Origin of the sequence: Kutzneria sp. NPDC052558 (assembly GCF_044547355.1) — a bacterium.
In the GTDB taxonomy this organism is placed as follows: domain Bacteria; phylum Actinomycetota; class Actinomycetes; order Mycobacteriales; family Pseudonocardiaceae; genus Kutzneria.
Genome location: NZ_JBIUAG010000012.1, coordinates 239,109 through 262,332 on the forward strand (window position 1 = coordinate 239,109; position 23,224 = coordinate 262,332).

Here is a 23,224-nt window from a genome sequence, read left to right on the forward strand (position 1 = left end):
CCCCTACCCCGGGTCGGTATCGGCAGCCAGTCTACGTCGCGGATGCCGTGGACCAGGGTGGTCCGAGGGCAGCGCTGCCCGGAATGCCCACCAGGTCGGCGCGAGCATCACCACGTACAACGGCCAGGACAGGACCAGCCGGGCGATGCCGGAGGCGACCACGTCGTCCTGCCACCACAGGTAGCCGAACACCAGGACCCGCACGACGTACTGGCTGGCGTAGACCAGGGTGGCGCGGCCGTAGGCGCGCACCAGGTCCGGGTCCTGCCGCCAGCCGGTGCGCTGGCCCAGCAGCGCCCCGACGATCACGCCGAGCAGCGGCCACCGGACCGCCCAGCTGACCACGAAGGCCAGCCCGCTGGCCGCGTTGCTGAGCAGCTGCACCAGGAAGAAGTCGATGGCCCGCCCGGTGTACATGGCCACCAGCGCGGCCACCGACACCACGAACGCGCCGATCAGCACGGCGCGGATCTTGTCGCCCCGCAGCACCCGGATCACGCCGACCACCACGGCCACGGCGACGGCGATCAGCGCGCCCCACCCGACCGAGTGATCCGTGAGCAGCCAGCCGGCCACGAAGGCGATGGAGGGCAGCGTCGCGTCCAGGGCCGCGCCGCGCCCGCCGAGCAGCTGGGCGAAGGTCTCTTCCCGCTCGATCACCCCACCAGCCTGCCAGGTTAGGCAAACCTAATGGGTACGTTACACATACCGTTACAACCTGAATACGCGGTGAACGACCCATTGACCTGGGTGAGCACGGTCACTACCGTGGCACGGAAATCGTCTGGAAAGTTAACAGACAGGAGTTCCCCGTGCGAGCCGGAAGCCCGAGACTGCTGCGCGAGATCAACGACCGCGCCGCGATCGACGCGCTGCTGCGCAACGGGCCGCTCACCCGGTCCGAACTGGAAGGCATCATCGGTCTGTCCAAGCCGGCCACCGCCCAGCTGCTGACCCGCCTGGAAGCACAGGACATCGTCCGCCGCGACGGCCTGCGCGGCGGCGGCCGGGGCCCGCGCGCCCAACTGTGGGCCGTCAACGGCGGGCTCGCCCACGTGGCCGCCGTCGACCTCACGCCCGACTCGGTGGACGTGGCCGTCGCCGACATCTCCGGCGCCACGCTGACCGAGCACCACGCCCTGATGCCCAAGGGCAGCGACGTGCTGACCGTGTTCGCCGAGGCCATGGCCAAGGCCGCCAGCGACGCCAACCTCCAGGTCAGCGACCTGCACCACGTGGTGGTCGGCAGCCCCGGCGCGGTCGACCCGGCCACCGGCCAGCTCGGCTTCGCGCCGCACCTGCCCGGCTGGGAGGGCTTCGACGTGGTCGGCCGGCTGCGCGAGCTGCTGGGCACCTCGGTCACCGTGGAGAACGACGTCAACCTGGTTGCCCTGGAGGAGATGATCACCGGCCGGGCCGTGGACGTGCGCGACTTCGTGCTGGTCTGGCCGGTCGACGCGGTCGGTTCCGCGGTCGTGGTCAACCGGGTGCTGCTGCGCGGGGCCACCGGCGGCGCCGGCGAGATCGACTGGATGCGGGTGCCCGATCTGTCCCGGCAGGACACCGGAATCGACCGCGCCGGCACCCGCTACGGCGACCTGCTGTCCAACTCCTCGGTGACCAAGCTGGCCCGCTCGCACGGCATCGCCGCCCGGCACGCGCTGGGCGCGGTCACCAAGGCGCTGTCCCAGGGCACCGCCGGCCGCGAGTTCCTCACCGACCTGGCCCGGCGCATCGCCGTCGGCGTGGCCAACGTGGTCAGCGTGGTCGACCCCGAACTGGTGCTGCTGTCCGGCGAGGTCGCCCAGGCCGGCGGATCCGTGCTGTGCGAACTGGTCGCGGCCGAGCTGCGCCGCCTGGTCATCCCGAGAACCCCGGTCGAACTCGCGCTGGTCGCCGGCCACGCCGTTCGCCTCGGGGCCATGCACTCCGCCCTGGCCGTGGTCAGGGATGAGGTCTTCGGCCTACCGGCCAACGACATGCTGCCGCCGCTGCATTCCGCTCGATGAATCCGCCGATGAAACCCCCTGTCCTTGGAGGGCCCATGCGTACCCCCAGACGCGCCGCCCTGTCCCGAGCAGCCACCTGTTCGGTCGGAGCATTAGTCCTGCTGCTCTCGGCATGCACCGCCGGCGGCGGCGGTTCCAGCGGCGCGCAGGCCGCGCCGGGCGCGGACCAGAAGGTCACGCTCACCGTCTACAGCAACTTCGCCGACCGTGAGCTGGGCATTCTGAACAAGGTGCTGGACGGCTTCCACAGCGCCCACCCCAACATCACGATCAACAGCCAGGGCAGCCAGGACGACGACAAGATCACCCAGTCCATCCGCGGCGGCAACCCGCCGGACGTGGCGATCTCCTTCTCCACCGACAACATCGGGCAGTTCTGCTCGTCGGGGGCCTGGCAGGACCTCAAGCCCTACCTCGACCGGGACAAGGTGGATCTGACCCAGATCCCCAAGGCGGTGCAGGACTACACCGAGTACAACGGCACCCGCTGCGCGATGCCGATGCTGGCCGACGTCTACGGCCTGTACTACAACAAGGACCTGTTCGCCGCGCACGGCATCACCGCGCCGCCCAAGACCACCAGCGAGCTGCTGGAGGACACCAAGAAGCTGACCGAGTTCAACCCGGACGGGTCGATCAAGGTCGCCGGCTTCATCCCCCAGTTCGGCTTCTACGCCAACCACCCGCAGGTGTGGGCCCCGCAGTTCGGCGCGAAGTGGTTGGACAGCAACGGAAAGTCCGGCCTGGCCGGTGACCCGGCCTGGACCGAGATGTTCACCTTCCAGAAGCAGCTGGTCGACTTCTACGGCTGGGACAAGCTGCAGAAGTTCACCGCGGGCCTTGGCCAGGAGTACTCGCCCGACCACGCCTTCAACAAGGGCCAGGTCGCGATGATGTTCGACGGCGAGTACCGCACGGCCTTCCTGAAGTCCGACGCGCCCAACGTCAACTACGACACCGCGCCGTCCCCGGTGGCCGACGACAAGTCCGACCTGTACGGCGGCGGCTACACCACGGGCACGATCATCGGCATTCCCAAGGGTGTCAAGAACGCCGGCGCGTCGTGGGAGCTGATCAAGTACCTCTCCACCGACACCAACGCCCTGGTGCAGCTGGCCAACGGCCTGGGCAACGTGCCCAGCACCAAGGCCGCGCTGCACAGCCCCGACCTGAAGCTGCCGGCGCAGTTCAACACCTTCCTCAAGGTGTTCGACAACCCGAACCTGGCCAACAACCCGGCCAGCCCCAACGGCGGCGCGTACCTGAAGACTGTCGAGGACCTGGGCTCGTCCTGGCAGAGCGGCACGGTCAAGGACCTGCACGCCGCGTTCGCCCAGGCCGACAAGACGATCGACGACGCCAAGGCGCTCGGCGGCAACTGATGACAGCGACTCTGCTCGGCTCGGCCGACGCGGCTGCCCCGTCCGCCCCCGCCAAGGGGCGGACGCGGCGGCGCGGCCGCCATCTGAAGTGGGTGCTGCTCTTCCTGGCGCCGTGGGCCGCCGGCATGGTGCTGTTCTTCGTGTACCCGCTGCTGGCGACGGTGTACTTCTCGTTCACCAACTACGACGGGCTGAACACCGCCGACTTCGTCGGACTTCGCAACTACGTCTTCATGTTCGCCAGCGACCCGCTGGTGAAGGCCGCCGCGTACAACACGCTGTGGCTGGTGATCGTGCTGACCATCGGCCGGCTGGCCTTCGCCATGGGCGTGGCCCAGATCCTCACCAAGGTGCGCAACGGTTCCGGCTTCCTGCGGGCGCTGTGCTACCTGCCGTCGCTGGCCCCGCCGGTGGCCGCCACGCTGACCTTCGTGTTCCTGTTCAACCCGGGCACCGGCCCGGTGAACACGATCCTGGGCTGGCTGGGCGTCAACGGCCCGCTGTGGTTCAACGACCCCAACCTGGCCAAGCCGTCGCTGACCCTGCTCACGCTGTGGGGCTCGGGCGAGCTGATGATCATCATCCTGGCCGCGATGCTGGACGTGCCCGGTGATCTCTACGAGGCGGCGCAGATCGACGGCGCCGGCCCGTGGATGCGGTTCCGCAAGATCACGCTGCCCTCCATCGCCCCGGTGCTGCTGTTCGGCGTGGTCAACTCGATCATCTTCGCGTTGCAGTACTTCACCCAGGCCGTGGTGGCCGGCTCGGTGGCCTCCGGATCCGCCGACGCCGTCGGCAACTCCAAGCTCATCGGCTACCCGGACAACAGCACGCTGACCTTCCCGGTGTGGATGTACAACGAGGGATTCCGCTCGTACCACATGGGTTACGCCTCGGCGATGGCCGTGCTGCTGTTCCTCGTCTCGTTCGCGTTCACCGCGATCCTGATCCGGCAGCTGCGCGCCGGCAAGGCGGAGGCATCCTGATGGCGACCCTGACCGCGACCGCGGCGCCGACCCGTTCGGCGCCGCCGCGCAAGAAGCGACACCCGAGGGACATCCTCGGCTGGGTCGCCGTGCACGCCGTGGCCCTGGCCCTGGGCATCGGCTTCGCGCTGCCGATCGTCTTCGTGGTGCTGACCGCGTTCATGTCCGACCAGCAGGCGCTGACCTCGGACCTGTGGCCCCGCTCGTGGCACCCGGAGAACTTCCTCACGGTGTTCGAGAAGGCGCCGATGCTGGAGTACTTCGGCAACAGCCTGCTGTACTCGGTGCTGGCCACCGCCGGCATGCTGCTGTCCAGCATCCCGGCCGCCTACGCGCTGGCCCGGCTTCGCTTTCGTGGCAGCAACTTCATCTTCATGCTGGTGATCGCCGCGATGATGCTGCCGCCGCAGGTGGTGGCCGTGCCGATCTACAGCATGTGGGCCAACCTGCACCTGACCGGCACGCTGTGGCCGCTGGTGGTGCCGTACTTCCTCGGCGACGCCTTCAGCATCTTCCTGCTGCGCCAGTTCTTCGTGACGGTGCCGCAGGACTACTTCGACGCGGCCCGGATGGACGGCTGCAACGAGTTCCAGATGCTGTACCGGGTTCTGGTGCCGATGACCAAGCCCGGCCTGGCCGCCGCCGGGCTGTTCACCTTCCTCTACACCTGGAACGACTACTTCGGACCGCTGCTGTACGTGGGCGAGAAGCAGGACAGCTGGACGCTCTCGGTGGCGCTGGCGTCGTTCCGGGGCATGCACCAGGTGCAGTGGAACCTGACGATGGCCGCGACCGTGCTCGTCCTGGTGCCGGTGATCGTGCTGTTCCTGTTCGCACAGAAGTCGTTCGTCAAGGGGATCACTTTCACGGGAGTCAAAGGGTGAAACTCACTGTTGTCGGGGGCGGTTCCACCTACACCCCGGAGCTGATCGACGGCATCGCCGGCCGCCGCACCAGTCTGGACGTCGACGAGATCGTGCTGGTCGACCCGGACGCCGAGCGGCTGGCCGTGGTCGGCCCGTTCAGCCAGCGCCTGCTCGACCACGCCGGGCACCCGGCCAAGGTTCGCACCACCAGCGTTCTCGAGGAGGGAGTCGAGGGTGCGTCCGCCGTACTGCTGCAACTGAGGGTCGGCGGCCAGACCGCCCGCCGGTCCGACGAGACGTTCCCGCTGGTCTGCGACTGCGTGGGCCAGGAGACCACCGGGGCCGGCGGCCTGGCCAAGGCGTTGCGCACGGTGCCGGTGGTGCTGGACATCGCCGAACGGGTGCGCAAGGTCGCCGGTGACGACACCTGGATCGTCAACTTCACCAACCCGGTCGGCATCGTCACCCGGGCCCTGCTGGAGGCCGGGCACAAGGCGGTCGGGCTGTGCAACGTGGCCATCACGTTCCAGCGCTGGACCTCGCAGCTGCTCGGCCTGCGGCCGGATCAGGTCAAACTGGAGCACGTCGGCCTGAACCACCTCACGTGGGAACGTGGTCTCATCGTCGACGGCGAGAACGTGCTGCCGAAGCTGATCGAGGAGCACTCGGAGGAACTGGCCGGCCACATCGGCATTCCGGCCGCGCTGATCCGCCGGCTCGGCGTCGTTCCCTCGTACTACCTCAAGTACTTCTACGAGCACGACGAGGTGGTGGCCAAGCAGAAGCACGAGCGGCCGCGGGCCGACGTCGTGATCGAGGTCGAGAACGAGCTGCTGAAGGTCTACCAGGACCCGAAGGTGGTCACCAAGCCGGAGGCGCTGTCCCAGCGGGGCGGCGCCTACTACTCGGAGGCCGCCGTGCAGCTGGTGCACTCGCTGACCAGCGGCGCGCCCGGCGAGGAGCACGTGGTCAACGTGCGCAACAACGGCGCCCTGCCGTTCCTGCCGGACGACGCGGTCATCGAGGTTCCGTCCATTGTGGACGGACATGGGGCGGCGCCGCTGCCGGTCAAGCCGGTCGAGCCCGGGTTCGCCGGGCTGATCTCGCACGTGACCGGGTACGAGTACCTGGCGCTGGAGGCGGCGATCCACGGCGGCCGCGACCGGGTCGCCGACGCACTGCTCGCCCACCCGTTGATCGGCCAGTACTCGATCGCCGAGAAGCTCGCCGACGAGCTGGTCGCGGAGAACAAGGACCTACTGCCATGGGCCAAGGCGTGAAGGCCGCCGTGCTCGCCATCGACGGCGGGAACAGCAAGACCGACGTGATCCTCATCGACGACGCCGGCTCGGTGCTCTCGCACGTGCGCGGGCCCGGGGCGTCGCCGCAGAACATCGGTCTGCGCCCCAGCCTCGAATCGTTCAACCGCATGGTGAACGAGGCGGCGAGCAAGGCCGGGCTGGCGACGAGCAAGCCGTTCGCCCGGCACACGGCGGCCTACCTGGCCGGCGCCGACCTGCCGCGGGAGGAGGAGATCCTCCAGCGGGAGTTCGGCCAGCTCGGGTGGTCGGACACCACTGCCGTCGGCAACGACACCTTCGCGCTGCTGCGCTCCGGGACCTCCGACGGCGTCGGGGTGGCCGTGGTCTGCGGGGCCGGCATCAACTGCGTCGGCGTGGCCCGGGACGGGCGGGTGCACCGGTTTCCCGCCCTGGGCCGGATCTCCGGCGACTGGGGCGGCGGCTCGCAGATCGGCGGCGACGCCCTGTGGCACGCCGTGCGGGCCGATGACGGCCGCGGTCCGCAGACCGCGCTGCTGCCGGCCATCCTGGCCCACTTCGGCGTGACCAGCATCGGCGAGGTCGTGGCCGGGCTGCACTTCGAGGAGATCAGCGGCGACGTCGTGCACGAGCTCTGCCCGCTGCTCTTCCGCGTCGCCGCCGACGGTGACGCCGTGGCCGCCTCGGTGGTGGAGCGCCTCATCGAGGAGATCGTCGTGCTGGCCACCGTGTCGCTGCGCCGGCTCGACCTCGTCGGCGAGCAGGTCGACATCGTGCTCGGCGGCGGCGTGCTCACCAACACCGGCGACGCCATGCTCGACGAGATCACCCGCCGCTGCCACGCCGTCGCCCCCCTGGCCGACGTCCACCTCGTCGACCTCCCCCCGGTCGCCGGCGCCGCCCTGCTCGGCCTGGACGCCATCGGCGCCAGCTCCGAGGTCGAGGAACGCCTCCGCGCCCACTACGCCCCCGAAGAGCGGCTGGTGGCGGGCTAAGACCCCGTGGGCAGGGGCTTGACTTCGGCGGCGGCGGCCCCTGCCCACGGTTCCAACGTTGCACGACTCCCGCCACGCAGCGCAGGGGCCCTTCCTGACTTCCACTCTCGAAAAGGGCCCCTTCCCCACACCCGAACCGCTTGGAAGGGGGCTTTCCTCCACTCGGAGTGGAGGAAAGCCCCCTTCCAAGCGGCGATCGAGGACGGTAAGGGGCGGGCTAGCGGGGTGCGGGGGTGTTGGGCGTGTCAGCCGTTGTGGTGGTGGTGAGCGTGGGCGTCGGCGTGGTCGTGGTGGTCGGCGCCGTGGTGGTGGTCGTGGTCGGCGTCGTGGTGGTGACCGTCGCGCCGACGACATCGGCCTGGGTGCTGGGGGCGGGCGACTTGCTCACGGTCACGGTCTTCACGGTCGGGGTGCCGTTGACCGTCACCGTTGAGGCGATGACGGTGACGGGGAAGCCGTCGCCGTCCATGGGCAGGCCGTCGCCGCCGAGCTGGCCGCTGGTGGTCAGGGGCTGGCCGCCCCGGTCGATGGTCCGGACCGGGGCCTGGCCGTCGGCGGCGGACGCGAGCTGCACACCGACCACGATTCCGACCACGGCGGCGATGGCCGCGCTGGCGGACACCGCTGATCGCAAGGACAAACGCACGGGGAAACTCCTCCATCGACCACGTTCGGTCGGACCATCGGGCAGCACACCATGTGCGCTACCGGATGGAGCAGTTACTCACCCGTTAGTGTCAACAATGCCAGCCGTTCGAGGGGTAACCCTCAACGCCGGCCGGCCATCCTGATCATGTCGCCGAGGCGGTGGATCAGGCCGCTGGCGTCGGCCGGCGACACGGTGGCCCAGTCCTCGCCGTCCCGGCCCCGGCCGGACACGCCCAGGTACCGCCCGGCCTCGGTGTCGAACCAGCTCAGCCCGGGCATCCGCCGGGCGGCGCCCCGCTCGTCGAACATGGCCCCGGAGAACTGGCCCAGGCGCAGCACGGGCTCACCGAGCATGGTGGTCAGCGGCTGGTACTCGGCGCTGTGCCGGTTGGGCTGCGCGAGCTCCTTGGCCGGCACGGACACCTGCTGCCCGGGACCGGGTCGGTGCGGCGGCAGGAGCGCGACCAGCGACGCCGCCAGGGCGGTGTCCCGGATGTACTCAAGCCGCATGGTGCCGCCCTGCTGGACGGCCAGCAGCGCCCGCTGCCCGACGGCCACCGACGCCGCGTAGACCATGGGTCCGCGCTGGGCGTCCAGCGTGGAGATGGTGTCCAGCTGGACGTGCGGCCGCGCGAGCAGCCGCAGCGCGTCCTCGAGGGCCGGGTCGAGCTGGCGACCGCGCGCCAGCCCGCCCCGCTCCAGGTCCTCGTACACGGCCGTGCGGATGCCGGCGCGCTCGTCCAGGGTCGCCCCGTGGCTGGGCACGTCGAACGGATAGGGCACGGACCCGATTCGCAGGTCCTCCCACACGATGTCGAACGCGGCCAGCGGGAGGATCGCGATCGGCGGCATCAGTACCCGCCGCTCGGATTCTCACCGATCACGGTGGGCGCGACCATCTGGCCGTCGCCGAACACGTCGTCGGTCTCGACCAGGAACGTCGGCCGCTTGCGCTCCTTGTCCTCTTCCTTCTTGCCGCCCTGGCCGGCCCCGCCGGCGCCCATGCCGGAGTTGCCGGCGCTGCCCGACGCGCCCATGCCGCCGCGCGCACCCGAGCCGCCCTCGCCGGCCGCACCCGCACCGGCCGAGGAACCCATGCCGGGCTTGGTCGACGCCGACGAGGAGGAGCTACCCGCACCGGCCGCGCCGCCGCGGTAGCTGCCGCCACCACCCGCGCCGCCGCCGGCCCCGCCGGCCAGACCGATCGCCGGGCCGCCGCCCGGACCGTACGGGCTGTTCGGGCCGCCCCCACCGGGGGTGTTGGTGTAGTTGGGGCCGTTGTAGCCGGGGCCGCCCATGCCCGGGTCGTAGCCGGCCAACCGGGTCGTGCTGCTGCCCGGGCCGCCGACCTGGTTCGGGGTGTAGCCGCTGCCGCCCGGCGTCACGCCCGCCGGCGTGTAGCCGCCACCGCTGGTCGAGGGGGTGTAGTGGGAGCCGCCGTAGCTGGCGCCGCCGCCCGAGGTGCCCTGGTACGCCGAGACGCCGCCGCCCGCGCCCACCGGGCCCGCGCTGGCCAGCTGGGTGCTGGCCGTGCTGCCGCCGCTGAGGTCCGGCGGCGGGGTGAAGGCCGGGATCGAGGACGAGGCCGACTGCATCGAGCTGTCCCGGGCCTGGATGACCTGCACGGCCTTGTTCTTGGCGTCGTTGGACGCCTCGTGGGTCAGGTACATCTCGGCCGGCAGCGCGATCAGCGCGATCGGGTTGACCGCCGCCTGCGCCAGCATCTTGCCGGGGTTGTACTCGATGGGGTCCGGCATGTCCGCCTTGGCCTTGGCCGCCGCGTCCACCTGGTCGTGCATGGCGGTGCCGGTCGCGTTGAAGTACTGCGCGGTGTCGGCGCTCCAGTCCCGAACCTTGGCCAGATGGGCTCGCGCCAGGTCGGCCGCCGCACCCTCCCAGTGCGACTGCGACCCGTTGATCGCCGCGTCCAGCGTGATGGCGGCGTCACGCAACTGCCCGGCCAGGCCATGCCACTCGTCGCCGGCCTTGTACGCGGCGCCCGGGTCCACGTTCTGCGTGACCAGGGTCTTGATCTGGTCGTGCGACATGCCCGGGTAGTTGGCGTTCGGATGGGGAACCGCGGGGTGTCCCGTCATCGCTCCATACCCCCTGTTTCGGAAGATCTCATGAGACGAGTGGCAGCTTCGGCTCGGCACCGGCGGCTAGGGCCTTGGCGTGGTCGCAGGCAGCCGGGTAGGTCTTGGAATCCTGCGCCGTCACCAGGACGGTGAACGTGATGTCGGAGGCCAGTGCGATGTCGACGCCACAGATGGCGGCGGAGTCGTCCTTGAGCTGCAAGGCCTTGTGGCCACCGAGGGTCAGCGGCGAGCTGGTCGGGTTGAAGGCGCCGGAGGTCGGTCGCTGGCCCAACGCGTACTGCTCAAGGCTGGTGGCCACCACATCCGCGTTGAGGGCGGACCATTCGCAGTCGTTCGGGCCGAGCTTCTTGGGCGCGTTGGTCAGCCCCATCGACGCCAACACGTCCTGCGGCAGCACTGCGCACACGTCGAGCTGCGGCGCGGCGGAAGTGGTCGGGCTCGTCGATGTGCCACCGCCGGTCGCGGGCGAAGCCGTGCCGGATGCCGGCGCGCCGCAGCCCGCCACCACCAGCGCGACGCCGGCCGTGACTACGGCGAGTAGATCAGGTCGACGCACTAGTAGTTCCCCGCCCGATTCACGCCGCCGTGGGCATCGCTGTCAGAGCTCTGGTAGCCCTTGACGCTGGAATTGATCGCCGCGATGAGCGTGTCCAGATTGTTGGCAAACGCCTGCAGCTGGCCATTGGCCGAATCGGGGCCGGTGGACTGGATCGCCATGTTGCGCTGGGCGATCTGCTGTGCGTATCCGCCGCCGATCGGCATCTGGTTCGGCGTCGCGAGCCTGGACCGGGCCTGGGTGGCGATCTGCTTGATCTCGGTCAGCTTGTCGTTGATGACCTTGGCGGTGTTCTCGTCGACGGCGAACTGGCCGGTCTGGACCGCGCCGCTGAGGCCTTCCACCATCGAGAAGAGGCCGCCGAACAGGCCGCCCGCGCCGCTCTGGCTGTTCAGCTGCTGCGCGTAATCGAAAGTCCGCTGGGCCGCTGGGTCCATCGGCTGCTGTGCGCCTGGCGTCGACATGCCTCTCCCCACCCTGAGTGCTGACGGATCCTGATGCTAGCGAATCGGCCACTCGGACGCAGAAAGGTTCACCAAGGTTCCCCCGCCGGGAAAAAATCATCCGACGTGGGCGAGCACCGCCTTGGCCACCGGGGTGAGCAGGCGTTTGACCGACTCGCGGTCGCCGGCGGCGGCTCCGCCGGTGGAAAGGGTGATCAGGGATCGGCCCGTGCGGAACGTCAGGTTCCAGGTCGACGGCCCTGTATCGGTCAGGCAGGAGGATCCGTCACCAAGAGTCACGCCAAGAGTCACGGCCGAGCCCCCGCAGGACGTCCGGTTCTCCTGGACCGTCCACTGTGGTTTGTCCCACACCGTCATGTCCAGGCGGATGTCCCGGTACTGCGGACCGAGCGCGCCGTCGGGCACGACGTTGGACCGCACGCAGCTGGCGGCGGTGCGCAGCCCGACCTCACCGTCGGCCTGCGGCACGCTGGCGAAGCCGGCGTCGTTGTACTCCAGCACCAGCGCGGAGGGCCCGCCCGGATAGGCCAGCTGGAAGGTGTCCGAGCCGAGCAGCGCGCATGGGCTCTTCACGCCGGCGAACGGCGCGGTGTGCCGGTAGACGGCGGGCCCGGACGGCCCGGCGACCACGGCGTCGACCACGGCCCGGGTCACGTCCTGCACGAACTGGCGCTGGTCGCGGTCCCCGTACAGCGGCTTGCGCAGCTCGAAGGTGATGGCCACGGCCAGCCGGCTGCGGGCGATCACGGTGGTCCAGCCGGAACCGTCCCGATAGGACGACACCTCCAGCCCCCGGTCGTGCAGCACGACGGCGTTGTTCTGGGTCGGCCACGACCGGGTCTGGTCCACCTTGTCGGCCGTGGTGAACGGGGTCTGCTGCACGGTGACGCCGATCTCGTCGCCGCCCATCAGCGTGTACCGGCAGTTGCTGATGGAGTCCAGGCCGCCCTGCGGCACGGCGGCCTCAGCCGGCACGTCGCCGTCGAGGTGGGAGTCGATGAACGAGGAGCCGGGGTCGATGCGCACGCCCAGGTCGCCGAGGGTGCGGGTGGACAGCAGGCCGCACGCGTCGTAGGCGGCGGTGTCGCCGTAGCTGAGCGGCTCCCCGCCGCCGGGCTCCTGCACCACGACCGGATGCCCGACCGGCGGCAGGTCGCCGGGCTGCGACTGCGGCGCGGCGTCGCTGCCGCCGGCGACCACTGCGACGAGCACCATGACCACTGCGGTGGCCGCGGCGGCCACCAGCCACCCGTAGCGCTGCATCAGGGACTCCAGGGGACACCGAGAGCGACAGGGACGGCGCAGACGGTAGCCCCTAGACGATCACGGCGTGGCCGGCAGCCGCCCGTCCACCACGAAGGCCACCTTGAGGGCGTCGTAGCAGGCCGTCTCGGCGTCTTTGCCCTGGTCCACGTCGATCTGGACGCTGGAGTGGGCGGTCGCGGCCAGGTACAGCGAGCAGCCGGGGCCGTCGGTCTTGATGATCTTTTTGCCGGCCCGCCCGTGCACCGAGGTGACCGTCGCGCCGGCGGGAAGGGCCAGGTCACCGAGGCCGACCTGGGTGAAGAGGCTGATGCTCAGGTAGTAGTCGTCGCCCAGCAGCCAGCCGCACGAGCTGGACGCCGCCACATTCACCCCATTGTGTGCATCGGTGGTGATGCCCAACGCGCCGCGGCCGGACTGGTCGATCAGCGTGCACGGGTCGACGCCGTCGAGCGAGGCCGGCCGGTTCGATGAGATCCCGGCCACTCCTGGAGTGCCGGACGAGGCGGGCGTGGTGGCGCCGGATGAGCAGGCTGCCAGCAGGAACAGGCCGCCGACCAGCAGGGCCGCGCGTGGGGACATGGCGCAGACCCTAGCCAACCCGGTCCGCCTACGGCGGCGTAACCGACGCTGGCGTAGGTCGAGCTCAGCGGTGCATCCTGACTGGTTGGTTGGCCTGTCCAACCTTTTTGTGGGGGATGTGGAGGAGGAAGGCAGTGCAGCACCGCTTCACCACGTACGTGGCCGTGGGCGACAGCTTCACCGAGGGGCTGGAGGATCTGGGTCCGGACGGCCAGGTCTACCGGGGGTGGGCCGACCGGCTGGCCGAGCTGCTGGCCGTCGGCGCGCCGGAGTTCCGCTACGCCAACCTGGCCGTGCGCAGCCGCAAGATGCGGGAGATCCTGACCGACCAGGTGCCGCTGGCCGCCGCCATGCAGGCGGACCTGGTCACGTTGTGCGCCGGCACCAACGACATCATCCGGCCCGGCAGCGACCCGGACGGGGTCGCCCGGCTGTTCGAGGACGCCGTCACGCAGCTGGTCGAGGCCGGCAGCCACGTGGTGATCTTCACCGGCATGGACACCAAGGGCACCCCGGTGCTGGGCCGGCTGCGCGGCAAGATCGCCACCTACAACGGGCATCTGCGGGCCATCGCCGACCGCCACGGCGCGACCGTGGTCGACCTGTGGCCGCTGGAGATGCTGCGCGACTCCCGGGCCTGGGCTCCCGACCGGCTGCACCCCTCGCCCGAGGGCCACCGCCGGCTCGCGCTGCTGGTCGCCGACCGGATCGGCGTGGCGGCCGGCCCGTGGGACGAGCCCTGGCCGCCGGTCGAGCCGCTGGCGCGGATGGCCCGCCGGCGCGAGGACCTGCGCTGGGCCAAGGAGTTCTTCGTGCCGTGGATCGGGCGGCGGCTGCGCGGCGTGACCTCGGGCGACGGCCTGACGGCGAAGCGGCCGGAGCTCAGCGAGCTCTAGACAGAACCCGGGGCCTGGGGGGCGTCAGCACAGCGAGTTGGGAACAGAACCCGGGCCGCCGGGCGAAGCCCGGCCTCGGGGGTCTGGGGGTCGTCCCCCAGAACGAACCGCGGACGACCTGGCTCGCGCTCTCCGCGAGCACACCTCGCCAGAGGCCGTTACGCGGTTCCTACCTGACCCCCAGGCGCAGGTAGGAACCGCGCAACTCGGCTCGGCCGACGCTCTCCCCGAACATCGGCTGAGCCGCTCCGGGTGACCGACCCCCCTCTGGGTCCTCAATCGTCACCCGCGCACAGCCGCTCGATGCCGGCGGCATCGAGCGGTGTCTGCCATTAACGCTTTCACATCGCGGTGCGTGGGCACTAAACGTCGGCTAAACCGGCCAGCAGACCCTCGACGGCGTCGGCGTAGGGGGAGCGCATCCGGCGGTAGACGGTGAGCGCGAGGTTGAGTTCGAGCCGGGCGGCCTGGCCGCGGCCCTGCTCCAGGTGCAGTTCGCCGAGCTGGTGGTGGAGCATCGCCTCGACATAGGCCATGCCGTAGGTCTGGGCCAGTCGCAGGCCGTCGCGGGCGTAGCCCTCGGCCTCCTCGTAGCGGCCCAGCTGGCGGCTCACCCAGCACAGGTTGGCCAGCGAACGGGCGCCGTCCTCGTGGTTGCCGCCGGACTCGTGCAGTTCCAGCGCCCGGCGGTAGTAGTCGAACGCCTGCTCGTCCTCGCCGCGGTCCTGGGCCAGCACGCCGAGGTTGTTCAGCGCCACGGCCTCGCCCTGGCAGTCGCCGATGCGCCGGTACAGGGCCAGCGAGGTGCGCAGGTGCGTCTCGGCCTCGTCGAACCGGCGCAGCTCGGCCAGGATGCCGCCGAGGTTGTCGCCGGCGATGGCCACCAGCGCGGGGTCGTCCAGTTCGACGGCGATGCGGTGGGCCTGCTGATAGCGCTCCAGGGCCAGGTCGAACTCGCCGACGAGCTCGGCGGCGTTGCCCAGGCCCCGCAGCATGCGCGACTCGCCGTCCCGGTCGTGGCCGGCCCGCGCGCCGCGCAGGCCCAGCTCGAACAGCATGGCCCAGTCGGATGTCAGACCCCGCAGGTACACATAGGTACGCAGGCACAGCGCCAGCTGCCAGGTGTGACGGTGCAGTCCGACCGCCGCGCCCAGCCGCACGGCGGCGACCAGGTTCGGCCACTCCGCGTCGAACCAGCGCAGCGCCTGCTCGGCCGAGGCCAGCATCGGGGTGTCGGCGATCTCGCTGGAGACGGTCGGCTCGTGGGCGTCCCGGGGCGGGCGGACCAGCCGGTGCGCCCGATCAGCGACGAGGAGGTAGTAGTCCAGCAGCTTCTCGGCGGCTCGCGTCCGCTGCCGCGCGGTCAGCTCGGTGGCGGCGATCTCGCGTGCGTGCAGCCGGATCAGGTCGTGCAGCGTGTAGCGGTCGGCCCGGGTCTCGGTGAGCAGGTGCGCGCTGGCCAGCTCGCGCAGCCGGCGGCGCGCGGTCACCAGGTCGGCCCCGGTCAACGCCGCGATCACGTGCGGTGTGACCGAGGTGCCCTCGTGCACGCCGATCGCGCGGAAGGTCTCGGCCAGGTCGGGGTGCAATGTCCGGTACGACACGTCGAACGCGCCGCGCACGCTGGTGTCGGCGTCCTCCAGGTCGAGGGCGCGCAGCCGGTACTGCTCGTCGGCCAGCTCGCTGACCAGGTCCTCGACCGTCCACTGCGGACTGGCGGCCAGCCGGGCGGCGGCGATGCGCAGGGCCAGCGGCAGGTGTCCGCAGAGCACGGCCAGCCGACGCAGCGAGTCGATCTCGGCGCTGCGCCGCTGGTGCCCGGTGGAGAAGTCCAGCAGCCGCACCGACGCCTCGCTGGACAACGTGGTCAGCGCCAGCAGGCGCGCGCCGCCGCGGGCGACGAGGCCGTCCAGTCGGCGACGGCTGGTGACCACCACCAGCGATCCGGAGCCGGCCGGCAGCAGCGGCCGGACCTGCTCCGAGTCGCGGGCGTCGTCCAGCAGCACCAGCACCCGCCGCTCGGCCAGCAGCGACCGGTAGAGCCCGGCGCGCTCGTTGAGGTCCAGCGGGATCGCCTCCGCCGGCACGCCCAGGGCCAGCAGGAACTGGGTCAGCACCTCGGCCGGCGAGGTCGGTTCGTGGCCGGCGTCGAAGCCCCGCAGGGCGGCGAACAGCTGGCCGTCGGGGAAGCCGGCGGCGTTGCGGTGGGCCCAGGTCAGGGCCAGCGCGGTCTTGCCGACGCCGGCCGGGCCGACCACGCCGGCGACGGTGATCGCGCCCTCGACGCCGCCGCTGTGCTGGAGGCCGTCCAGCCAGGCCAGCTCCACGTCACGGCCGGCGAACGCGCTGGTGGCGGCGGGCAGCTGGGCCGGGATGACCGGTCCGTAGACCTGCCGGTTCTTGGCCGGCGCCGGCACTGGCAGCCGCAGCGCCGGGTCGTCGCGCAGCACCTGCTCGTGCAGCTGTCGCAGCTCGGGGCCGGGGTCGATGCCCAGCTCCTCGGTGGCGTAGCGGTGGAAGCGCCGGTACGAGACCAGGGCGTCGATGCGCCGCGCGGACCGGTACTGGGCCAGCATCAGCAGGCTGAGCAGGCGTTCCCGAAACGGGTGCTCGTCCACCAGCCGGCGCAGCTCGCCGATCACCTCGGCGTGCCGGCCCAGCTCCAGGTCGGCGGCGATGCGCTCCTCGACGGCGGCCAGCCGCAGCTCGTCGATGTCGGGCAGGCCGGTCTGCAGCTGCGCGCCGCCGAGCAGCGGGCCCCGCCACAGGCCCAGGGCCCGGCCGAGCAGGGCGGCCCGCTCGGCGGCCGGCTGGCCGATGGCCTCGCCGATCATCTGCTTGGCCCGGTGCAGGTCGACCAGCTCGGGCTGCACCTGGAGCACGTAGCCGGGCGGCTGGGTGCGGATGGAGGCGGCCCCGCCGGCCTTGGCCAGGATGCGGCGGAGCTTGGACACGTAGCCGTGCACGATGGTGCGCGCGGTCTCGGGCGGGTCGTCGCCCCAGAGCGCGTCGACGATCTGGTCGAACGAGACCACCTGGTTGGCGTCGAGCACCAGCAGCGCGAGCAGGCTGCGCACGCCGGAACCGCCGAGCGTGGCCGGGCGCCCGTCGACCAGCAGCTGTACCGGACCGAGCACGCCGAACTCGAGCGTGGCACCTGCTCGCTCGACGGTCGTGGACGGCAGCATCATGCGGGGCAGCTCCCTGAGGCGAGCGATGCGTCCAACTTACGGGAAAGCGTTAACCATTCGTGAGGAGTCTCCCCGGAACGGTCTAACAATTCGCTACTCAGCGTAGCGATCTGCCCGATGGTTGGACCTATCGTGTCACGCCTGTTCAGACGCGTGACCGGCCCCGAGAGTTCCGTCTAACCGAACAGCTTCGCCAGCCGCGCCCGCACGCTGGCGACCCACGGCGTGCCGATGTGGCCGAACGAACGCAATGCCTCTTCCCACACCGCCCGGGCGGCCAGCTTGTCGCCGCGGTCCAGGTAGACGTCGCCGAGGCCGCGCACCGCGTAGCCCTCGCGCAGCGCCGTGCCGCTGACCCGGGACAGCCGGACCGCCTCGGTGAAGCACGCCTCGGCGTGGTCCAGCAAGCCAGCGGCGCGGTTGGTCTCGCCCAGGTGCACCCGCACCCAGGCCTGCCGTTCCTGGTCGTCGTACTGCTGATAGATGTGCAGCGCCTGCTGGTTGTAGGCGAGCGAGGCCTGGTAGTCGCCGCTGAGCCGGGCCAGCTCGCCCAGCGTGCTCAGCGGCTGCGCCTGCCGGTAGCGGTCGCCGAGCAGCCGGTACAGCGCGAGCGCCTGGCGGGACAGCGCCACCGCCTCGTCGTGCCGGCCCACGTGGAACAGCGCCGACGCCGCGTGGGCCGAACCCAGGGCCACGACCGGCAGGTCCCCGTCGCCCTCGGCCAGCCGGCGGCACGCCTCGTGCTCGGCCAGCGCGCGCTCGTGCTCGCCCAGCCGCCCGTAGAGCAGGCCCAGGCCGTGGTGCATGAGGGCCTGCCCGTTGCGGTCGCCGGCCGCCTTGGCCGCGGCCAGCCCCAGCTCGTGGCCGGTCCGCCAGTCCTCCCACGGGCAGTGCGTGGACAGGAAGTCCAGCTGTAGCCGGGCCAGCTGCCACACCCGCGTGTGGAAGGAGGCCTGGTGGGCGTTGCGCAGCACGGAGATCAGGTTGCCGCGCTCGCGTTCGAACCAGGCCAGCGCGTGGGCGCGGGTCTCCAGACGCGGCGTGGCCACGATCGAGCAGAGCGAGGGGGCGAGCGAGTCGGCCGGCGGGCGGATCAGGCGGCGCGCCCGGTCCGAGACCACGCAGTAGTACTCCAGCACCCGGGCCCCGATGGTGAACGCCTCGGCCTGGGGCAGCTCGGCGAACGCGACCTCACGGGCGTGCAGGCGCACCAGGTCGTGCATGGTGAACCAGTCCTGGCTGGTCTCGGTGACCAGGTGGGCCGCGCTCAGCGCCCGCAGCGCGGCGCGGGCGGCGCTGACCGGGCTGCCGGACATGGCGGCCAGCAGGTGGGGCCCGAAGTTGATGCCGGGGAAGAAGCCGAGCAGCCGGAACACCGAGGCGTACTCCGGCGGCAGCGTGCGGTACGAGACGTCGAACGCCCGCCGCACGCTGACCTGCATGTCGTCGTCGGCGTCCTCGATGTCCAGGGCCTGGAGCCGGTGCCGCTCGTCGGCCAGCTCGTCGGCCAGCCGGGCCAGTGCCCCGGTCGGGGCCATCGCCAGCCGGGCCCCGACGATGCGCAGGGCCAGCGGAAGATGACCACAAAGGTTTGCAATTCGTGAAGCGTTCACCGGATCGCGCTGCGACCAGGGGATGTCCGAGACCTCGTCCAGCAGCCGCACCGCCTGCGGGCCGGGCAGCGTGCCCACCGGCACGTACGCGGCGCCGTCCCTGGCGACGAGTCCGTCCAGCCGGCGACGACTCGTGACCACGGTCAGCGGGCCACGCCCGCCGGGCAGCAGCGGCCGCACCTGCTCGGAGTCGCGGGCGTCGTCCAGCAGCACCAACACCCGTCGGCCGGCCAACAGCGACCGGTACAGGGCGGCCCGCTCGGCCAGGTCCACCGGCACCGCCTGGGGCGCGACGCCCAGCGCGATCAGGAACCGCCGCAACACGTCCGCGGGCTCGGCCGGCGGCCGGTTCTGGTCGTATCCGCGCAGGCAGACGAACAGCTGGCCGTCGGGGAACTCCCTGGTCACCTGGCCGGCCCAGGTCACCGCCAGGGCCGTCTTGCCGGTGCCGGCGGCACCCACGACCACGCCCAGCGTGGAGGTGTCGGCCTGCAACAGCCGGTCCAGACTGGACAGTTCCTCGTGGCGGCCGGTGAAGCCGGTGGGGGCCGGCGGCAGCTGGGCCGGCGCGACCACGCCGGCGATCTCCACACTGGACGGCTCCGGCGGCAGCAGCGACGGGTCGTCGTAGAGGATGCGGTCGTAGAGGGCGCGCAACACCGGGTCCAGCGGCTGGTCGCGGCGGCCGGCCTGGATGCGCTCGTACACGGCGAGGGCCTCGGCCCGCCGGCCCTGCCGGTGCAGCTCGGACATCTGCCGGCCGACCAGATCGCGGCGCAGGGTGTCGGGCAGCAGGGCCAGTTCGGCGGCGGAGATGGCCATCGGGTCGTGCACGTCGATGCGCTCGGCGTCGATGCGCAGCCGGTAGCCGAAGCGCTCGGTGATCAGCTCGGTGTCCCCGCCCGGATCGGCCTTGTCCAGCAGCACCCGCAGCTCGTCGGCCGCCTCGGTGTGCTCGGTGAGCACGATCTCGTTGGGGTGTAAGGCGATTCTGGTCAGCAGCGTGCACGCCTCGGCCGAGTCGACGGCCAGTGGGCCGTCGACCCCGAGGATCTCGGGCCGGCCGAGCAGGCGGATCAGGACACCGCCGCCGCGGACCGCCGGATGCGCGCTGGTCACGTGCTTCCCCCGCCCCATCAGGTGGTTCTGACGGGCAAGTTACCGCCAACGCCGGTGGCGGGTCGCGGGCCGACCGGGCTACCGGTCGAAAAACCCGGACATCTTTGCCCGATTCGTGGCCGACAACGAGGGAAAACGCGAAGCGGCCCCGACGTCCGCTCCCGATTGCGGACGGCGGGGCCGCGCTGCGCCAGTTTGGCCGCCAACAGCTCGGAACTCACCCCGAGCGGGAGTCCCGACCTGCCGGCGATCAAGGTCTGGCGAAGCGGAAGTGGCCTTGCGCCAACGGAATTGGCAAACCCGGCCGCTCCCCGGTTTGCGCGGCAACCGTAACAGAACGCGTGTGACCGGTCACAGCCACCCCACCCTATCGGAGCATCACCGGTGATCAGGGCTGCCGAACCAGGTTCGCAGCGCACCTGTGACACCGGCGGCCTCCTCTCCGACCCAGACGACATGCCCGTCGGGCCGCAGCAGCAAACCTCGCTCCGCCACTTGATCGGTTCTGGTGACGACCGCCTCCACCCGGCCGCCCCAGGGGCGCGCCGCATCGGCCAGCGCCCCGTCGCCGAGATCCAGCAGCACGCCCCGACCGGTCGTGAACAGCCGGTAGAGGGTGGCGCCGGCCAGCTCCACATCCCGCATTCGCCGCCCCAGCAAAGGGTTTCCCCCGCCGACGTCGTAGCGCACGCCGACCCCGGACACCAGCTCGGCGAGATGGTCGTTGACCTGGTCGTACGCTCCCAAATCACGCAGCACCGCCCGCAGCGGCTCGATCTTCGGGTCGGAATCCATCAGCACCGCCTGGGCTCGGGTGTTGGCCAGCACCGCCGCGCCGACCGGGTGCCGCTCCCGGTGGTAACTGTCAAGCAGACCGGCCGGGGCCCACCCCTGGACCTCGGCCGCCAGCTTCCAGCCGAGGTTGAACGCGTCCTGGATGCCCAGGTTCAGGCCCTGGCCGCCGGCCGGCGAGTGGATGTGCGCCGCGTCGCCGGCCAGCAGCACCCGACCGTCCCGATAGGACACCGCCTGTCGGCTGGGCGTGCCGAAGCGGGACAGCCAGCGCGGCGAGTGCAGGCCGAAGTCCCGGCCCGTCACCTCCTTGACCCGGCGCGAGACCTCTTGCAGCGTCGGGGAAACGTCACGATCCACTGACACGTCCGGGGCGCTGACGATGATCCGGTGCACGTCGCCATCCACCGGATAGCTGCCGAACGTCCCGGCCTCGGTGACGCTGAAACCGACCGGCGGCCGCTCGGTCACCTCCGCGTCGGCCAGCAAGGCGTCGCCCGACGAGGGCTCGCCGGGGAAGTCGATGCCCGCCAGCTTCCGCACCGCGCTGCGACCGCCGTCGCAGCCGACCAGGTAGCTGGCCCGGGCGATGCTCCCGTCGGCGAACTCCGCCAGAACTTCCCCGTTCTGGGTGAGATTGGTCAGTTCCCGGCCGCGGTGCACCGGCACGCCCAGCTCCTGCACCCACTCGGCCAGGATCCGCTCCGTGACCGCCTGGGGCGTGGTCAACGCGTAGGGATGACTCGTGTCCAGGCCGTCGAAGTTCAACGGGAACAGGCCGGCGAAGTGGCCGGCCAGCCGGCGGCGGTGGCCGGTGCCCTCGAACCTCGGCAGCAGGCCGCGCTGGTCCAGCAGCTCCACCGTGCGAACGTGCAGGCCCAGCGCCCGGGACTGCCCCGTCGGTTTCGGCAGCTTCTCGTACACCTCGACATCGACGCCGCGCAGCCCCAGTTCCCCGGCCAGCATCAGCCCGGTCGGCCCCGCGCCCACGATGATCACGTCGGTCATGCGCCCCCCTTAACGACATTAAGCATCGACAGAACGCTATTAAGCTGTCAATCGTGAAACTCAGCCGGGACTCCGTCGTCGACGCCGCCCTCGAGCTGCTCGACGAGGTCGGCCTGGACGGCCTGACCCTGCGCGGCGTGGCCGAACGGCTGCACGTTCAGGCGCCGGCCCTCTACTGGCACGTGCGCAACCGGCAGGCCCTCATCGACGAGATGGCCGCCGCCATGATCCGTGACGGCATCGGCGGCCTGGCCCCCGACGGCGCGTGGATGGACCAGCTCGGGGACATCGCCCGAGCCTATCGGCAGACCATGCTCTCCCACCGTGACGGCGCTCGGGTGCTGGCCGAGTCCTGCTCCGCCGACCCCGCCATCGCCCGGCTCGGGGAACTGGCCCTGCGCATGCTCACCTCCGCCGGCTTCACCACCCAGGACGCCATGCGCGCCCTGGTCTCCCTGACCAGCTACGTCGCCGGCTTCGTCACCGACGAGCAGGCCTCCCGCCCGCCAACCGACCCGCCCGACCCCGTCCTGTTCCCCCTGCTCACCGCGGCCGGCGCCGGGCACCACACCGCCGAGACCTTCGAGTACGGCCTGCAACTCCTGCTCAGCGGCCTCCGACTGGCCCGCCTGACCGCCTGACACCCCCGGCCTCGGGGGTCAGAGGACGTCGGCTACGAGGTAGGGGTCGAGGCCGGCGGAGCGGCGGACGACGTGGTCGGCGTCGACGGCGAAGACCAGGCAGCCGGGCTGGGCGTCGGCCCAGGCCACACCGGCCCGGCCCATGGCGAAGGCGGTGGTGGCCACGCAGTCGGCGGTGGTCAGGTCGGCGGCCACGACGGTGACGCTGAGCAGGCCCCGGGCCGGCAGGCCGGTGCGGCCGTCGACGATGTGCTCGCCCCGTTCGTAGGTCGCCGAGGTGGCCACGGCCAGGTCGCGAACGCCCAGCACGGCGCACATGCGGTCGGACAGCTCGGGGTGGCGGATGCCGACCAGCCAGGGTCGCCCGGGCTCGGGCTCGCCGACGGCCACCACGTCGCCGCCGGCGTTGACGCAGAACCGCCGGGCCCCGCCGGCCCGCAGCCGCTCAGCGGCCCGCTGCACGGCCCAGCCCTTGACCACCCCGCACGGGTCGAAGGACCGGCCGGGCGGCGTGGCGGTGAAGGCCCCGAAGCTGATCTGCTCGTAGTGCCGGCAGATGCCGAGCACCTCGGCCAGGTCGGGGGACACGTCGGCGACCTCGCCGCGGCCGTACCGGCTGACCTCGCTGTCCGGGCGGAACGGGCTGAACCGGGCGTCGACCTGCCGCAGGTCGGCGTACAGCGGCGCGAGGTCGACCGGGTCCCGGACGTCCACCGAGACCGGCATGCCCATCACCTGTTCGACGTGCCGCATGCGCTCCACAATGCGCACGCAGGCTGTGTCAAGCCTGTGGGTGTTCTGTCGGCTAGCTGTCGACCCGGGCGTCGAGTCGCC

The 23,224-nt window shown here is 71.3% G+C and carries 20 protein-coding genes; 8 read left to right on the forward strand and 12 right to left on the reverse strand.

The window, feature by feature from the left end; genetic code table 11:
* Positions 1-3: 3 nt before the first annotated feature.
* Positions 4-660, reverse strand: coding sequence for a DUF3159 domain-containing protein (locus ACIG5F_RS23050; RefSeq protein ID WP_396520554.1), 657 nt, complete (start codon positions 658-660; stop codon positions 4-6).
* Between the two features lie 152 nt (positions 661-812).
* Between ACIG5F_RS23050 and ACIG5F_RS23055 the strand changes: the two genes are divergently transcribed.
* From ACIG5F_RS23055 to ACIG5F_RS23080, 6 genes are read left to right on the forward strand one after another with little or no spacing between them, the layout of a single operon-like run.
* Positions 813-2,009: an ROK family protein gene (locus ACIG5F_RS23055; protein WP_396520556.1), complete on the forward strand. Its 1,197-nt coding sequence runs from the start codon at positions 813-815 to the stop codon at positions 2,007-2,009.
* A 35-nt stretch (positions 2,010-2,044) separates the two neighbouring features.
* Complete coding sequence (locus ACIG5F_RS23060; RefSeq protein WP_396520557.1) at positions 2,045-3,391, forward strand: ABC transporter substrate-binding protein; 1,347 nt, start codon at positions 2,045-2,047, stop codon at positions 3,389-3,391.
* Positions 3,391-4,377, forward strand: coding sequence for a carbohydrate ABC transporter permease (locus ACIG5F_RS23065; protein ID WP_396520559.1), 987 nt, complete (start codon positions 3,391-3,393; stop codon positions 4,375-4,377). The genes ACIG5F_RS23060 and ACIG5F_RS23065 overlap by 1 nt, the downstream gene beginning before the upstream one ends.
* A complete protein-coding gene (locus tag ACIG5F_RS23070; protein WP_396520561.1) occupies positions 4,377-5,261 on the forward strand; it encodes a carbohydrate ABC transporter permease in 885 nt (294 codons plus the stop codon). Before ACIG5F_RS23065 ends, ACIG5F_RS23070 begins: the two co-directional genes overlap by 1 nt.
* The gene (locus ACIG5F_RS23075; RefSeq protein WP_396520563.1) at positions 5,258-6,523 is read left to right on the forward strand and encodes a 6-phospho-beta-glucosidase; all 1,266 of its coding nucleotides are present in this window, start codon (positions 5,258-5,260) and stop codon (positions 6,521-6,523) included. The genes ACIG5F_RS23070 and ACIG5F_RS23075 overlap by 4 nt, the downstream gene beginning before the upstream one ends.
* A complete protein-coding gene (locus ACIG5F_RS23080; RefSeq protein ID WP_396520565.1) occupies positions 6,508-7,518 on the forward strand; it encodes an N-acetylglucosamine kinase in 1,011 nt (336 codons plus the stop codon). Before ACIG5F_RS23075 ends, ACIG5F_RS23080 begins: the two co-directional genes overlap by 16 nt.
* Positions 7,519-7,735: 217 nt before the next feature.
* On the opposite strand, the gene ACIG5F_RS23085 is transcribed toward ACIG5F_RS23080, so the two are convergent.
* The 7 genes from ACIG5F_RS23085 to ACIG5F_RS23115 all read right to left on the reverse strand — a co-directional run bounded on the left by ACIG5F_RS23085 (position 7,736) and on the right by ACIG5F_RS23115 (position 13,130).
* Positions 7,736-8,164 carry a hypothetical protein gene (locus ACIG5F_RS23085; protein ID WP_396520567.1) on the reverse strand — a complete coding sequence of 143 codons (429 nt, stop codon included), beginning with the start codon at positions 8,162-8,164 and terminating at the stop codon, positions 7,736-7,738.
* A gap of 122 nt (positions 8,165-8,286) precedes the next feature.
* Positions 8,287-9,018: an ESX secretion-associated protein EspG gene (locus ACIG5F_RS23090; RefSeq protein ID WP_396520569.1), complete on the reverse strand. Its 732-nt coding sequence runs from the start codon at positions 9,016-9,018 to the stop codon at positions 8,287-8,289.
* Positions 9,018-10,262 carry a WXG100 family type VII secretion target gene (locus ACIG5F_RS23095; protein WP_396520571.1) on the reverse strand — a complete coding sequence of 415 codons (1,245 nt, stop codon included), beginning with the start codon at positions 10,260-10,262 and terminating at the stop codon, positions 9,018-9,020. Before ACIG5F_RS23095 ends, ACIG5F_RS23090 begins: the two co-directional genes overlap by 1 nt.
* 28 nt (positions 10,263-10,290) lie before the next feature.
* Positions 10,291-10,821, reverse strand: a complete 531-nt coding sequence (locus ACIG5F_RS23100; protein ID WP_396520573.1) for a DUF3558 domain-containing protein — start codon at positions 10,819-10,821, stop codon at positions 10,291-10,293.
* Positions 10,821-11,285 (reverse strand): hypothetical protein, encoded by a 465-nt coding sequence (locus tag ACIG5F_RS23105; RefSeq protein ID WP_396520575.1) that lies wholly within the window; start codon positions 11,283-11,285, stop codon positions 10,821-10,823. The genes ACIG5F_RS23100 and ACIG5F_RS23105 overlap by 1 nt, the downstream gene beginning before the upstream one ends.
* Before the next feature lie 96 nt (positions 11,286-11,381).
* Positions 11,382-12,548 carry a hypothetical protein gene (locus ACIG5F_RS23110; RefSeq protein ID WP_396520577.1) on the reverse strand — a complete coding sequence of 389 codons (1,167 nt, stop codon included), beginning with the start codon at positions 12,546-12,548 and terminating at the stop codon, positions 11,382-11,384.
* 60 nt (positions 12,549-12,608) lie between these two features.
* The gene (locus ACIG5F_RS23115; protein WP_396520579.1) at positions 12,609-13,130 is read right to left on the reverse strand and encodes a DUF3558 family protein; all 522 of its coding nucleotides are present in this window, start codon (positions 13,128-13,130) and stop codon (positions 12,609-12,611) included.
* 134 nt (positions 13,131-13,264) lie between these two features.
* Between ACIG5F_RS23115 and ACIG5F_RS23120 the strand changes: the two genes are divergently transcribed.
* Positions 13,265-14,026: an SGNH/GDSL hydrolase family protein gene (locus ACIG5F_RS23120; protein WP_396520581.1), complete on the forward strand. Its 762-nt coding sequence runs from the start codon at positions 13,265-13,267 to the stop codon at positions 14,024-14,026.
* A gap of 362 nt (positions 14,027-14,388) precedes the next feature.
* Here ACIG5F_RS23120 and ACIG5F_RS23125 read toward each other — a convergent pair whose 3' ends face one another.
* The 3 genes from ACIG5F_RS23125 to ACIG5F_RS23135 form a co-directional block, all read right to left on the reverse strand.
* Entirely contained in the window at positions 14,389-17,217 is a 2,829-nt protein-coding gene (locus ACIG5F_RS23125) for a BTAD domain-containing putative transcriptional regulator (protein ID WP_396520583.1), read from the reverse strand.
* Positions 17,218-17,393: 176 nt separating this feature from the next.
* A complete protein-coding gene (locus ACIG5F_RS23130) occupies positions 17,394-19,967 on the reverse strand; it encodes an ATP-binding protein (protein ID WP_396520585.1) in 2,574 nt (857 codons plus the stop codon).
* A gap of 360 nt (positions 19,968-20,327) precedes the next feature.
* Positions 20,328-21,749, reverse strand: a complete 1,422-nt coding sequence (locus ACIG5F_RS23135; RefSeq protein ID WP_396520587.1) for an FAD-dependent monooxygenase — start codon at positions 21,747-21,749, stop codon at positions 20,328-20,330.
* Between the two features lie 53 nt (positions 21,750-21,802).
* On the opposite strand from ACIG5F_RS23135, the gene ACIG5F_RS23140 reads away from it, so the two are divergent.
* Entirely contained in the window at positions 21,803-22,390 is a 588-nt protein-coding gene (locus ACIG5F_RS23140) for a TetR/AcrR family transcriptional regulator C-terminal domain-containing protein (RefSeq protein ID WP_396520589.1), read from the forward strand.
* An 18-nt stretch (positions 22,391-22,408) separates the two neighbouring features.
* On the opposite strand, the gene ACIG5F_RS23145 is transcribed toward ACIG5F_RS23140, so the two are convergent.
* Positions 22,409-23,143 carry an FAD:protein FMN transferase gene (locus ACIG5F_RS23145; protein ID WP_396520591.1) on the reverse strand — a complete coding sequence of 245 codons (735 nt, stop codon included), beginning with the start codon at positions 23,141-23,143 and terminating at the stop codon, positions 22,409-22,411.
* Between the last annotated feature and the right edge of the window lie 81 nt (positions 23,144-23,224).